Consider the following 13457-nt stretch of genomic DNA (forward strand, 5'->3'; position numbering starts at 1 on the left):
GTTTTTGTTTTCGTATGTTGTTCTTTGTTAGTACTTTTGTTTCTACTTAAGTACTACTTTATTTATCATTATTGATTAAAGTAGTACAAGTAATACAAATTGCAATTTATGAAAATCTCATTAAATAAAAGAAAATTGAAGGATGGAAGATTAAGTCTTTCTATTGAATATTACAAAGGATCGGAAATTAACGATGAAGGAAAGCGAAGACACCTTCGTAATTATGAAAATTTAGATTCTTATTTATTATCAGATCCAAAAACTGCTAAAGAAAAAAAGGAGAATAAAGAAACATTGGAGTTTGCGGAAAATGTTCTCGCAATTAGAAAAGCAGAATTTGTCCAGGGAAAATTTGATATTAAAAATTCTACTAAATCCAAAAGGACATTTCTTAAATATTTTGAAGAGCTTACTGAAGAAAAGCAGAAAAAAGATTCGTCTAATAATTATGGCAATTGGTATTCAACATTGCAACATCTAAAAAATGTTATTTCCAAGAATGTAACATTTGACGATATTGACGAAATTTTTGTAAAAAAAGTTCGCACCTATTTCGAGAATGAAGCCATTACTAAAAGTAATCTATCGCTCTCCCAAAATTCTAAATATTCTTATTTCAATAAATTTAAAGCTTCGCTAAGAAGTGCATTTGATGATGGTTATTTATCAATAAACTACGCCACTAAAACAAAATCGTTTGACCAAGCAGAAAGTCAGCGAGAGTATTTGACATTTGATGAAATGCAATCTCTCGCAAAATCTGACTGTAAATATCCAGTTTTAAGAAATGCTTTTCTATTTTCTTGTCTTTCCGGCTTACGTTGGTCAGATATTAATAATTTATTGTGGTCTGAAGTACGAGAAGAAGGAGAAAATATTAAAATAAATTTTCGACAACAGAAGACTGATGGAGTAGAGTATCTCTATATTTCAAAGCAAGCTCGTGAATTATTGGGATTAAGAAAATCTCAAATGGATAGGGTGTTCACTGGTTTAAAATATGGAATGACTTACAATACCGAATTAGTGCGATGGTGCAATCGTGCCGGAGTTTCAAAACATATTACTTTTCATTCTGCCAGACACACTAATGCGGTTTTGCTTTTGGAAAATGGTGCAGATATTTATACGGTTTCCAAGAGATTAGGACATCGTGAAATTAGAACTACAGCGATTTATGCTAAAATAGTGGACAAAAAAATGCAGGAAGCGGCGGAGATTATACCTGAATTAAATTTAACTTTTTAAAAAATAAATATGGAACTCATTTACTTTGGTGACAAAACGAAAAATAATCAATTGCTAATCTTGTTAATACCTTCATTATTAGTACTTAATTTTCTAAACATAAGATTTTTTGAAAGTATCAATATTTTTAAATTACTAATTGGTGTAGGAACGATAATTTACATGTTTTTATTCTTGAAAAAATTACTAAGTGTATATCAATCTAAAAATTTTGTTGAGTACCTATCTTGCGAATTTCAAAGAAGTAAAGTATTGATGAGTGTGATTTTTATTATATTAATGGGTTATTCCATATATTTAGTTTCAGAAAAAGAAATCACATTTTACGGGTATAAAGTACTTTTCTATCAAAGGTCAATTGCAATTACGCTTTTTGTTGTTTGCTTGATGAATTTAAAGGTTTTAAAAGATTTAATATCTGTCAAGTTTTTAGCTTATCCTGAAAAAAATCTTCCAGAAAAAATTGAAAATTTTAGCGTTAATACTACTGATTCTGATGAAATTTTTGATTTGCAGACATTACTTCTAAAAAGCAAAAGTAAATATTTAGGTGTTAGTTTTTCGAATCAATATGATTATTACAAAATAGGAGAAGATTTATTTGATTTTAAATTTATAACAAACAAAGAAAATAACAAAGAATCCGTAATTCATGATTTTGTAAATTTTATTGAGGGTAATCCCTTGAAATTTGAACTACTTTGGATTGATAAAAATCCAACAAGTACTAAAGAAGTTACCTATTCATGTTTATTGTTGTTACTAAAAAATATTGGGATAAAACAAGCCGCAGATTCTCGCGATAAATTTATTAAAAATAGACTCATGAATAACATAAAGTTTTATGGAAAAATTGCAAAGATTGGTTCGATTAAATCTGCTTTTTCTAAAACACACAAAAATCAAAATTCTGATTGAAGAAATTTAATAATTGATATAGTTGTAAAATCTAAAAGAGACTAACATATCTTTTTGTTAGTCTATTATTCTTTATTAGTCTATTGCTACGTTTTTAGTTCTTTTATTCCTTTGTCGGATAAATTTAATAAAAACAATTATGAGCAAAGATGAAGTAATTCTATCAGTTTTAAATCAACTACTTGAAGAGTTGGGTGTAATAAAAGAAAACTTATTTTTATCAAAGAAAATTTTCAACGTAAAGGATTTTAGTAAATATAGTGGATTTAAAGAGTCATATATTTATAAAATCAGAGGGGATATAAATTATTCGAAACCAAATGGAAAAATGGTATTCTTTAAAAAGGACGATGTTGAAAATTATCTTTTAAGAAATCCGAGCAAATCCAAATTTGCTATAGAGCAGGAAGCGATTGAATTTTCTACTAAGAAAAAATAGTCAAACATGCTCAATGATAAGACTTTTATTTCTAAACCTCGCAAGAAAGTTCTTTTCTCAAATGATTTTCGAGAGGTTTTAATTACGCAAGATACTTCGATTATAGAGCAAAGAATAATTACTATTATTCTTACTTCGATAAAAGATGCACAATCTCTATTAATCCCAATTAAAGTTCAATTTGACAATTCTACTATTAAGCAATTGTCTTTTGATGATTGTTATGATGGTTGGGCAAATCAAGGAGTCTGCGAGTTTTTAATTTCTTTAAATCAATTAAATCCAGAAAGAAAAATGAGAAATTCTGCGATACAAACAGCATTGGTAAATATGTCTAACATTAATTGGTTCAGATTAAGAGATGAGACGATCAATGGTTATAAAGCTGTTCCATTTATTATCGAACCAAGATGGAATACACAGAACATTTATTTCAAAATGGATAAGGCTGTGATGAAACATTTGCTAAATATGAGCCAGTTTTTTCCTTTAAGAAATGATCTAACATTTAAAGCTTCAACTCCAAATACATTAAAATTCTTATTATGGCTTTTAAAATATCAAAAATTTGGTGGCGTAGAAAAAGAGTACTTCCAACTTTTAAAGGAATTGGCAATTCATATAAATAAATACGATAGCAAATACAGATTTGAGCGAGATTTTCTAAAATCAGTTAAAGCAGATCTGGACAGTGATAATGATATTAGCTTCAATTACAGCTTCAGTAATAATAAATACCGATTTGTAATTTATAATACGAAAATATCAGTGGGCAAAAGTGAAGTTTTTGTGTCAATAAATGATTTACAGATTAGTAGATCCTTAAAATATTTAAAAAAGAGACGATTGCTGAAAGAAAAAGATTTGAGGGTTTTAAAGCAGCTATATGACGTTCATGGATATTCTGCTTTAGCAACTCAAATTAAAAGAAAAATTAAACCAGACATATTCGGAGATGAATTTATAAAAGCGATTTTTAAACATCTTGAAAATGTTTAGGATATTATCTCCATGGATTAGGATATTATCTCCATCAATCTGGATATTATCTCCATGGATTTGGATATTATCTCCATGAATTTGGATATTATCTCCATAAAATTGAAAAATATTAGGCGATTTTTCTAATGTTTATGGTGGTTTCCAATGGTTCAAAATTAACCCCTTAATTATATTAATGTTATTACTTAATTAATTCTTTTATAAATAATAATAGATGTGGATAAAAAAACAATAATTAAAAATTTTTAAAATGCTGATTTTTAGTTGATTAAAGATTTATCTAATTCAGTCAAATTTGGATATTATCTCCATAATTCTATTTTTTGCTTTTGAAAAGAAAAAAAATAAATATTTATAGTCGGAAAAAATATTAGCTAATTATCTCAAATAAATTTGATTGATATAATTTTTAAATAAAAAAACAACCTGGCGGATGATTAGAAAAACAGTTTATAATTGCACAAAAATAAATAAGATTTCATTAGTTGAAATTTTAAAATCATTTCAAATTAGTTCGGTGAAAACTAGAGGCGATGAAGTTTGGTTTTTAAATCCTTTTCAGCAAGAAAGAACAGCATCTTTTAAAGTAAATGTAACATACAATTCGTGGTTTTTATTTTCAGAGGGAAGCAAAGGTTCTGTTGTAGATTTCTTAATAAGATTTTTGAAAACTGATATTGCAGGAGTAATTTCTTGGGCAAACAATCAACATAATTTTTCTTCTTTTCAACAGCAAAAAATTTTGGAAAATGAAATTAAAACCGAAAAGAATTATAAAATTTTGAAAGTTGAAGACGAAATCTCGCATCCGGCACTTATTGAGTATTTAATAAAAAGAAAAGTTTACAATCAAAGAAAATTTTTAAAAGAAATACATTACGAAGTTTCAAATAATCGTGGTGATGCTAAAAGGTTTTTCTCGCTAGCATTTCCAAATAACTCTGAAAATTCTTATGAACTATCTTCTTCAATTTGGAAAGGATGTTTAGGAAAAAAAGATTTGACGTTGATAAAAAATAATTCTAATACGGTTATTATTTTTGAATCTTTTTTTGATTTTTTGAGTAAGCTAGAATTGGATGAAATTAGTAATAAAGTTGATCAAAATTTTTACGATTTCTTAATATTGAATTCAGTTTCAAATATAGACCGCGCATTAAATTTTTTAGAAAATTACTCAGAACATTTAATCTTTTGTGATTTAGATGATGCGGGGAATATTGCTACAAAAAAGATTTTAGAAAAATTTCCGAATGCAAAAGATTGCCGAGAAATTTATAAAAACTATAAAGATTTGAATGAAAATTTAATGTCAAAAATTGGACAATAGTTGACTACAAATTTAACACAGAATTAAGAAGCAAGAAGATGCGAGTCTTAAGAGACAACGCATTGATTTATAGAGTGTTAATCATTGACAAGTCAATAATTTTACACATCATCTGACCACAACAAGTCGTAAATAATTAACAATAAGTAAGTTATGAATAATATTAGTGGGCAAAATATGTCCAAATCAGCAAAACATATCAGAATATCAGAGTACACTCATACACGATTATTGAGAGCAAAAAAAGACTTTAAGTTTTCAAGTATTGATGATGTAATTGCTTATTTATTTGACGCAAAAAAAGATATCTTATCTAACAATCAAACTGTTGAATTTAAAGAAAAATACATCTTAAACATAGAAGAAAATATTTATAAAAGACTTGAAAGTACACATAAAAGATTGGGGCAATTTGAGAAAAGTTATTTCAGAAAAATCATTGATTCTTCAAATATTTTAGAACAATTTAATCAGAATGTTTTAAAAATTGTAAATGGAGATATTGATAAAACTGCTTCAGATCAATCTGATTATTACAAAGAAAAATTTAAAGAATTTAAAGAAAATATTCGCATGGCTGAAAATAAAGCTTACGCTGCTGAAAAAGAAGTTAGAGATTTAAAACAAAAAATTGAACGGATAAAAAATGAATTTAAGTTAAATAATAGAATGTATATTAAGTCTTATGATGCATCTTTTAAACCAGAGATATTTGAACAAATATTTAAGTAATGCACATTTCATTTACAGCAAATCATTCAGCAAATTCTAGTAGCTGCAAAGGATTAATGGAATATTTAGATAAAGAAAACTCTAGTAGAGAAAAATCATTTGATAATTATTTTTCATCATATTTAGAAGAGAAGGAGAATGACTTTGACAAAGAATTGTTGCAAGAAAATTTATTTTTCACCAATGATGATCCGGAAGGTAATCCCACTTTTCTTGAACAGAATGAAGCGACAAATTTGATTGATGATAATTTGAGTTCAAGAGCGAAAGAAAATGAAAGTAAATTTTTCATGCTAAACATTTCCCCCAGTAAAGCTGAGTTGGATCATATAGAAGAATTAGTAAAAATGGAAATGTATGACCAAGGATTTCATCAAAGGGATCTTCAAATATTAAGTCAAACTGAAGAAGGACAAAGGCAAATTGATATAGTTAAGAACAATTTATTTCATCAAAATTTAAGAGAATATACAAAAGAAGTTATGGCAGATTATGCTGATAATTTTAATAGAACTGTTTACAATAATCCTAATAATTTGCCTAACCAAAAAGAAGAAAAAATAATTAATGATTTTGCTAAACAAAAAATATCTGAATCCGGAATAGCTAATGCAGATGCTAAATATTCAGAATTTTATCAAAATTACAGAGAGCAGAAAGCAATGGAGATGGGTAAAGATTTAACTGTTCGACCTATGACTGAAAGAGATTTGGTCTGGATTGCAAAAATTGAGGAAAAACGTACTTACAAAGGCAATGACCGATGGGTTATTGAAAATAAAAAAATTAATAAAAGTATTGAAAAAATTAAAAATGATATTAATTTATCTGAAAGCAAGAAGGAAAGAAAAATTATTGATTTGCAGGAACAACTTAATAAAGATAGAGCAACTGGTTTAGTAGTAAAAGAAGGCATGGAAAAGGGTGGTAAACAGTATCATATTCACGCTGTTGTTTCCAGATATGATAATTGTCCAAATAGAAGATTTAAGAAATCAATTTCACCATTAGCAAGTCAAAGACATTCTAAAATTGCAGGTAAAGAAGCAATTGTAGGATTCGATAGAAATGAATTTTATATCAAAGTTGAAAGAAGTTTTGATGAAAAATTTAGATTTGAAAGAACTCGCTCCTATGAGAAATTCAATCAAATAAAGAATGGTCATAAAAAGAACAATAATATTAATGTTATCCCTTCAAATGTATTACAGCAATCAAGTAATAAATTAATTAATAAAGCAATTCAACCACTAAAACAAGAACTCAATGAAAAATTAGGGTTTAATGAGTTAAAAAAATTAGATATTAATACTACGATTAGTAAAGAATTAGGTTTCAGAATTCCAATGAGTATTCCTAAAACACCTTTGCAGGTTGCAACCAAAATAGTTAATATTTTTTTAGGTAAAGCTCGTGATCATGGAATTGGCTTCTAATAAATGGATTTAAACTGCTGAATTATTTTTCATTATGTAAATTTAGTATCGAATTCTCAAAATTTCCCATTGTTTTAATTTCATCGTACTGGGTTGCATATTCATTTACAATATGTAAATATTGCTGTTTTGTAATTGTATTAACATCTTGTGGAATATCTTTCATTATATTACAAAACTGTATATAAATGTAGATTTGAATTTCCTTTGCGAAATTTTCAGATTTGCTTAAACATTCTTGAAAAATATAGAGATCATCGCCGAATTTTAATTCCTTTCCGGGATTTGCAGCCTTCTTTAAAATTAAAATAGATTGAATGTGCGTTCTAAAATGGCTATTAACATAACATAGCATTAAGTTCGTGATATCTTTTTCATTAAGCAGCTTTTTAAATTTAATGATTGAGTTTTCCATATACTTTTGAGCAATATAAACTTTGACATCTTCCTCTAATTCTAAATTTTCATATTTTAGTAAGTTTATAATGTCATTATTTAATTGAATTTCTTGATTTTTAGAATATTTCGGTTTTACGATGCTTCCGAAAAGATAAATGTTAATAAATTTTTGTAAAACTTTTAAGTAAGGAATGTTTTCTGTGTCCATTTTCTTTTTTAATTACAGTTAGTTGTATTTCTGTTAATAAAAAATGAAAAAGCGTGGAACTAAAATCAATCCGTAATAGAGGTACTAGGAGACCCAACATCCAGAAAGACTTAGCCCACGCTCAAAAGTATTGAGCACAGGCGAAGTCTACCGATTTATGGATGTAAAGAAGATTCCTAGTTTTCTATTACCAAAAAAGATAGCTTCGCTTTTGCGTTTATTATTTAGATGTCAAATTTACTTAAAATATTTTTCCTCGATAGCAGAATTAATGAGATTTATCAAACTTATTCCCTGTTCTGCAGAAAGCATTTTTAATTGCTTCAATCGGTCTGATGGAATGTGTAATGAAAATAACACTTCATCCTTTTTTTCTTTCAAAGCAACTACTTTTTGCGCAGGTGTTTTTACCTGTGATTGCTTTGCTTTCCCTATTAAATCTGAAAAATTTTGCTTTACCGTTTTTTATATTTTTTTTAAAAATATTGCGGTGATTAAATTTCCTATTCACCGCAAATTTGCGGTGAATAAATAATTTTTCTTTGCTCATGAAAAATATGTCCAGTTTTTTGCATAATAAACTGGACATTTTTCTTATATTTGTTTTTCAATAAATAAATGAAAACAACTGATTACATTGCAAATACTATCAATCGCCTTCCTAAAGGTTATGTCTTCACGTATGATGATTTTCAAAAAGAGGTCAATAACAAAGAAGCCATTATCAAAGCATTGAATAGAATGGCGGTTTCTGGAAAGATTGAAAAAATTTCAAAGGGTAAATATTATAAACCAGAGAAAACTGTTTTCGGAAATTTAGAACCTTCACAAAGACAGATTGTGAAAGATTTACTTGAAGATAACGGAAAGGTTGTTGGTTACCTAACAGGATTGAGTATTTATAACCAATTGGGATTTACAAGTCAAGTAAGCAATACCATTCAAATTGGTAAAAATGAAATCCGACCACAATTTGAGCGAGGAAGATATTCTATCTCTTTCGTAAAGCAGAAAAACACAATTAACAAAGAGAATATTCCTTCTTTACAATTGCTTGATGTTCTACGATTTATTACTAAAATTCCCGATTCAACTATTGAAAATACAATCAAAAGATTTATTGAACTTTTAAAGAATAAGGAGTCCAAAGAAATTTCTAATTTGCAGCGGCTCGCCTTGAAATACCAACCTTCTGTGCGGGCATTATTGGGTGCAATATTGGAGCAGGTTAATTTGGATGACATAGAGATATTAAAAAAGTCACTTAATCCAATTACAAAATATAATTTCAAAGGAGCGGATAAAGTTCTTACTACAAGTGAAAAATGGAATATTAGATGAAGTTGCACGAAAATAAAACCCTTTTTAATCAAGCAGTTCGGTTCACTGCACAAGAATTAGGCATTCTTGATATTTATGTAGAGAAAGATTATTGGGTAACATTTGCTTTAAAAATAATTTTCAGCAGTGAAGTTGCTGAATACACCATATTTAAAGGTGGAACAGCCTTGTCAAAATGCTATGGAATTATAGAAAGGTTTTCTGAAGATATTGATTTGGTAGTCGTGAAATCTTCCGAAGATTCTGGAAATCAATTAAAAATAAAAACTAAAAAAATATCCCAAGTTTTAAATCCTTATTTCCCAGAAATTGAAATCGAAGGAATTACTCAAAAGATGGGAATGAATAGAAAAACAGCACATTCTTATGCAAAAGAATTTACTGGAGAATACGGGCAGGTTCGAGATACAATTATCGTTGAAGCATCTTGGTTAGGTTATTTTGAACCTAATGAAGAAAAGGAAATTAAAACTTTAATAGCAGAAATGATGTTGAAAACTAACCAAACTCAATTGATCAGTGAATACGGTTTAGAACCATTTAAAGTTTCAGTCTTAATGCCAACAAGAACATTGTGTGAGAAAATAATGAGTATCGTTCGATTCTCTTATTCAGAAGATGCAATTTCAGATTTAAAAAGCAAAGTGAGACATATTTACGACATCCACCAATTATTAAACTTGCCTGAAATATTAGACTTTTTCAATTCCAAAAAATTTGATGAAATGCTTTTGAAAGTGGCGCAAGATGATATTGTGAGTTATAAAAGTAATAACGAATGGTTGAAAAATCATCCTAAAAATGCTTTGGTATTCGCTGATAGAATTAAAGTATGGAAGGAAATTGAGCCAGTTTATAACCAAGATTTCGGAAAACTGGTTTACGGAGAATTGCCAGATTCGGAAAAAATGTTAGAAACACTCGAAAAAGTAAATGATAGATTACAAAATATTGTTTGGGATTTATAATTAAAGTAGATTAAGAAAAGAGAAGTATGACAAACGAACAAATCAAAAAATTAGAAAAAGACCTTTGGGATTCTGCCAATTCGCTACGTGCTTATGGCGGATTAAAAGCTGCAGATTATGCAGTTCCCGTTTTAGGATTAATTTTTCTACGTTTTGCGGATAATAAATATTCCCATTTTGAAGCCGAAATACTTCAGGAATTTAATGCTGAAAAAGGAACTCGATTAGAAAGAAGCATAGAATCTATTGCCTTATCAAAATGTGGTTTTTATCTGCCCGAATATGCGAGATACGATTATCTTTTAGCTTTACCAGAAGACCAAAGTTTAGCAAAGAAACTGCGCGAAGCGATGGAAGGTATTGAAAAACACCAAGACGAAAAATTTCAAGATGTGTTGCCAAAAGAAGCTTATTTTGATATTGAAAAAAAGAAAGCGGACATTTTACCGCAATTGCTGAAAACATTTTCTGACATTCCGAAAGATGCAACTGGAGATATTTTCGGAAAAATTTACGAATTCTTCCTGGGAGAATTTGCCATGAGCGAAGGACAAAAAGGTGGAGAGTTTTTTACCCCAACTTCGGTCGTTCGTTTTATAGTAGAAGTGATAGAACCTTATGCTGGAAAAATCTATGATCCTGCATGTGGTTCCGGCGGTATGTTTGTGCAAAGTGCGCATTTTGTGCAACAAGCCAATCACGACCTCAATGACATTTATGTTTACGGACAAGAATATATGGGCGAAACGGCACGTTTGGCAAAAATGAACTTAATGGTCAACAATATTCGTGGTGAAATTACCGAAACCAATTCCTACGAAAACGATCCTTATGAAGGTTTAGGAAAGTTCGATTTCGTAATGGCTAATCCACCATTTAATGTAAAATCTGTAAAAGAAAGCACCGTAAAAAACGACGAACGTTTCTACAAATACGGCTTACCAAAAAACAAAGGCAAAAACACCAACGACAGCATTACCGATGCCAATTATCTTTGGATTTCTTTATTTGCAACCTCGCTTAACGAAAATGGAAGAGCAGGTTTTGTAATGCCCAATTCTGCTTCGGATGCCAGTAATTCTGAATACGAAATCCGTAAAAAAGTAGTAGATAGTGGTATTGTAGATTGCATGGTTTCTATGCCTTCTAATATGTTTCTCACGGTAACTTTGCCGGCAACACTTTGGTTTTTTGATAAGCAGAAAGCAAATACCGAGCGAAAAGACAAAATTCTTTTTATTGATGCCCGAAATACTTACCATCAAATAGACCGTGCTCATAGAGAATGGAAAGAAGAACACATTCAAAATCTCACAGCAATTGTGCGTTTGTACCGTGGTGAAAATGAAAGGTATTTAGCATTAGTAGAACGTTATATTTTGCAAACTTTAGATACCAGCGAAAATATTCCCGAAAGTTTTGCGGCATATCAAACTATTTTAAAAAGAAGCATTACCAATTTGCAACAGTATGCAAAAGATAGTAAAGCGAAACATAAACCCGAAGCTTATAAGAAATTGACAGAAAGTGGTTTGCTACAAAACATAGAAAATTTATCATTTCCCGTCATTGCACTTCCTGTCATTGCGAGGAATAGCGCCATCTCAACCAACGAGCAACAACTTTCTTACACCAAAGCTTTAGCAGATTATATTTCTCAATTGCAAGAATTAGAAACTAATTTAAAAGCCAATAAAGACAGTTTGCTGGAAATTTTAGCAGTTGCAGACAAACAATTGAAAGTAAAAGCAGATAAAGATTGGAATGTTTTGGGCTTAAACCAAGCAAAAGAGATAGACGAGTTGCACCAAAATTTTAAAAGTAGCATTGAAGAAGTTGCTTATTTCCATAATAATATAGATTGGCTACAAAGCCGTTTCCCAGAAGCGAAATATGCAGATGTGGTTGGTTTGTGCAAAGTTGCCGATAAAAACACTGAACTTATTGAGCAAGATTATTCTCTAAATGCAAGTAGGTATGTTGGTGTTGAAATTGAGGGCGATGATTTAAGCAAAGATATGTTCTTGCAATCGCTAATTAAAAAGAAAGATTTACTATTTCAATTAAATTTGAATGATGTTAAGAAAACACAAGAAATCGAAAAACAACTATTATTTTTAATCGATGAATTGGGATAAAAAAACACTTGGCGAAATATATAAAATTGAAAAAGGTTCAGTACAAACAGGACCTTTTGGATCTCAACTTCATGAATCAGATTATAAGCAATCTGGTGTTCCTGTAATTATGCCAAAGGATATAAAAAATGATAAACTTGATTTGTCAAATATTGCATTTATTTCAGACGATGATGCCAAAAGACTTTCGCAGCATATTGTTAAAAAAAATGATATTGTATGTCCAAGACGAGGTGAAATAGGAAAAAGAATTATTATTGATGATGATAATGTTGGTGCTTTTTGTGGGACAGGATGTATTCGATTGAGAGGTTCGGGCTCAATACTCAATCAAGAATTTTTGTTTTATTTTTTGAAGCAGCCTACAGTTGTGAAATGGATAGAAAATCAAGCAATTGGTGCTACAATGATGAATCTTAATACCTCTATTTTAAAAAGTATTCCAATTAAATATCCGAAAATAGATTCCCAAAAAAATATTGTGAAAATTCTATCTTCTTACGATGAATTAATAGATAACAACAAACAACGCATTTCGCTATTAGAAGAAATGGCAGAAGAAATCTACAAAGAATGGTTTGTGCGGTTGCGTTTTCCGGGTTATGAAAATACCAAAATTGCAGATGGTTTGCCGGAAGGTTGGGAGAAAAAACCAGTTGATGAATTCAAATCTTTTAGTATGTCAAAAGCCAAACTGAAAAAATTTAATGGTACAAAAACATATTTAGCAACAGCCGATGTAATTGAAATTAATATTACAGGAAGCGGTGAAATTATTGATTGGGAAAATAAACCATCCAGAGCTCAATTACTTCCAGAATTAAATTCTGTCTTTTTTGCAAGAATGAGTAATACTTACAAAGTTTTAGTTTTTTGTAAATCAAATCAAGAACTTGTAGATGAATTAGCACTAACAAGTGGTTTTTTAGGTTTAAAAGCAATTAATGAAGAATCATTACCCTATTTATTTTGGTTAATAAAAAGCAATACATTTCATAATTACAAAGATGTATTTTCAAATGGAGCAACTCAAGTTTCATTAACAAATGATGGATTTCATAAAATTAAATTGATTGAGCCATCTTTGGATGTAATAGAAAAATTTGGTAAAACAACTTTGGCTTTTTTAAGTGAAATAATTACGCTCAACAAAAAAAACCAACTTTTACAAGAAACCCGAGATTTACTATTGCCAAGATTAATAAGTGGTAAGTTGAGTGTGGAGCATTTAGTGGAAAAAGAAGAACTGATGATGGTTGCAGAAGAGAGAGCGGAATATAAAAAGGTAAAGTAAAACT

Annotated in this window: 12 protein-coding genes; 11 read left to right on the forward strand and 1 reads right to left on the reverse strand. The window is 29.4% G+C overall.

What is annotated here, in order from left to right; genetic code table 11:
• The first annotated feature begins 108 nt into the window (after positions 1 to 108).
• From HNQ03_RS03200 to HNQ03_RS03230, 7 genes are all read left to right on the forward strand, one after another.
• The gene (locus HNQ03_RS03200) at positions 109 to 1248 is read left to right on the forward strand and encodes a site-specific integrase (RefSeq protein WP_173778208.1); all 1140 of its coding nucleotides are present in this window, start codon (positions 109 to 111) and stop codon (positions 1246 to 1248) included.
• A 174-nt stretch (positions 1249 to 1422) separates the two neighbouring features.
• A complete protein-coding gene (locus HNQ03_RS03205) occupies positions 1423 to 2166 on the forward strand; it encodes a hypothetical protein (RefSeq protein ID WP_173778209.1) in 744 nt (247 codons plus the stop codon).
• Positions 2167 to 2305: 139 nt separating this feature from the next.
• Positions 2306 to 2605: a DNA-binding protein gene (locus HNQ03_RS03210; protein WP_173778210.1), complete on the forward strand. Its 300-nt coding sequence runs from the start codon at positions 2306 to 2308 to the stop codon at positions 2603 to 2605.
• Positions 2606 to 2611: 6 nt separating this feature from the next.
• On the forward strand, positions 2612 to 3604 hold the full coding sequence (locus HNQ03_RS03215) for a hypothetical protein (protein WP_173778211.1): 993 nt from the start codon (positions 2612 to 2614) through the stop codon (positions 3602 to 3604).
• A gap of 436 nt (positions 3605 to 4040) precedes the next feature.
• Positions 4041 to 4937, forward strand: coding sequence for a toprim domain-containing protein (locus HNQ03_RS03220; protein ID WP_173778212.1), 897 nt, complete (start codon positions 4041 to 4043; stop codon positions 4935 to 4937).
• Positions 4938 to 5090: 153 nt separating this feature from the next.
• Complete coding sequence (locus HNQ03_RS03225) at positions 5091 to 5669, forward strand: hypothetical protein (RefSeq protein ID WP_173778213.1); 579 nt, start codon at positions 5091 to 5093, stop codon at positions 5667 to 5669.
• The gene (locus tag HNQ03_RS03230) at positions 5669 to 7105 is read left to right on the forward strand and encodes a DUF5712 family protein (RefSeq protein ID WP_382404984.1); all 1437 of its coding nucleotides are present in this window, start codon (positions 5669 to 5671) and stop codon (positions 7103 to 7105) included. Before HNQ03_RS03225 ends, HNQ03_RS03230 begins: the two co-directional genes overlap by 1 nt.
• A 22-nt stretch (positions 7106 to 7127) precedes the next feature.
• Here HNQ03_RS03230 and HNQ03_RS03235 read toward each other — a convergent pair whose 3' ends face one another.
• Positions 7128 to 7712, reverse strand: a complete 585-nt coding sequence (locus tag HNQ03_RS03235) for a hypothetical protein (protein WP_173778215.1) — start codon at positions 7710 to 7712, stop codon at positions 7128 to 7130.
• A 618-nt stretch (positions 7713 to 8330) separates the two neighbouring features.
• On the opposite strand from HNQ03_RS03235, the gene HNQ03_RS03240 reads away from it, so the two are divergent.
• From HNQ03_RS03240 to HNQ03_RS03255, 4 genes are read left to right on the forward strand one after another with little or no spacing between them, the layout of a single operon-like run.
• Positions 8331 to 9053, forward strand: coding sequence for a type IV toxin-antitoxin system AbiEi family antitoxin domain-containing protein (locus HNQ03_RS03240; protein WP_173778216.1), 723 nt, complete (start codon positions 8331 to 8333; stop codon positions 9051 to 9053).
• Positions 9050 to 10021 (forward strand): nucleotidyl transferase AbiEii/AbiGii toxin family protein, encoded by a 972-nt coding sequence (locus tag HNQ03_RS03245; RefSeq protein ID WP_173778217.1) that lies wholly within the window; start codon positions 9050 to 9052, stop codon positions 10019 to 10021. The genes HNQ03_RS03240 and HNQ03_RS03245 overlap by 4 nt, the downstream gene beginning before the upstream one ends.
• A 26-nt stretch (positions 10022 to 10047) precedes the next feature.
• Positions 10048 to 12159, forward strand: a complete 2112-nt coding sequence (locus tag HNQ03_RS03250) for a type I restriction-modification system subunit M (protein ID WP_173778218.1) — start codon at positions 10048 to 10050, stop codon at positions 12157 to 12159.
• Complete coding sequence (locus HNQ03_RS03255; protein ID WP_173778219.1) at positions 12146 to 13453, forward strand: restriction endonuclease subunit S; 1308 nt, start codon at positions 12146 to 12148, stop codon at positions 13451 to 13453. The genes HNQ03_RS03250 and HNQ03_RS03255 overlap by 14 nt, the downstream gene beginning before the upstream one ends.
• Positions 13454 to 13457 lie beyond the last annotated feature (4 nt).

It is taken from the genome of Frigoriflavimonas asaccharolytica, assembly GCF_013294015.1.
Taxonomy (GTDB): Bacteria; Bacteroidota; Bacteroidia; order Flavobacteriales; family Weeksellaceae; genus Frigoriflavimonas; species Frigoriflavimonas asaccharolytica.

What these genes read in the sequence shown, in the direction of transcription:
- HNQ03_RS03240 (WP_173778216.1), top strand. Translation starts at nt 8,331, where the DNA reads ATGAAAACAACTGATTACATTGCAAATACTATCAATCGCCTTCCTAAA.
- HNQ03_RS03220 (WP_173778212.1), top strand. Translation starts at nt 4,041, where the DNA reads ATGATTAGAAAAACAGTTTATAATTGCACAAAAATAAATAAGATTTCA.
- HNQ03_RS03200 (WP_173778208.1), top strand. Translation starts at nt 109, where the DNA reads ATGAAAATCTCATTAAATAAAAGAAAATTGAAGGATGGAAGATTAAGT.
- HNQ03_RS03230 (WP_382404984.1), top strand. Translation starts at nt 5,669, where the DNA reads ATGCACATTTCATTTACAGCAAATCATTCAGCAAATTCTAGTAGCTGC.
- HNQ03_RS03210 (WP_173778210.1), top strand. Translation starts at nt 2,306, where the DNA reads ATGAGCAAAGATGAAGTAATTCTATCAGTTTTAAATCAACTACTTGAA.
- HNQ03_RS03255 (WP_173778219.1), top strand. Translation starts at nt 12,146, where the DNA reads ATGAATTGGGATAAAAAAACACTTGGCGAAATATATAAAATTGAAAAA.
- HNQ03_RS03250 (WP_173778218.1), top strand. Translation starts at nt 10,048, where the DNA reads ATGACAAACGAACAAATCAAAAAATTAGAAAAAGACCTTTGGGATTCT.
- HNQ03_RS03235 (WP_173778215.1), bottom strand. Translation starts at nt 7,712, where the DNA reads ATGGACACAGAAAACATTCCTTACTTAAAAGTTTTACAAAAATTTATT.
- HNQ03_RS03245 (WP_173778217.1), top strand. Translation starts at nt 9,050, where the DNA reads ATGAAGTTGCACGAAAATAAAACCCTTTTTAATCAAGCAGTTCGGTTC.
- HNQ03_RS03215 (WP_173778211.1), top strand. Translation starts at nt 2,612, where the DNA reads ATGCTCAATGATAAGACTTTTATTTCTAAACCTCGCAAGAAAGTTCTT.
- HNQ03_RS03225 (WP_173778213.1), top strand. Translation starts at nt 5,091, where the DNA reads ATGAATAATATTAGTGGGCAAAATATGTCCAAATCAGCAAAACATATC.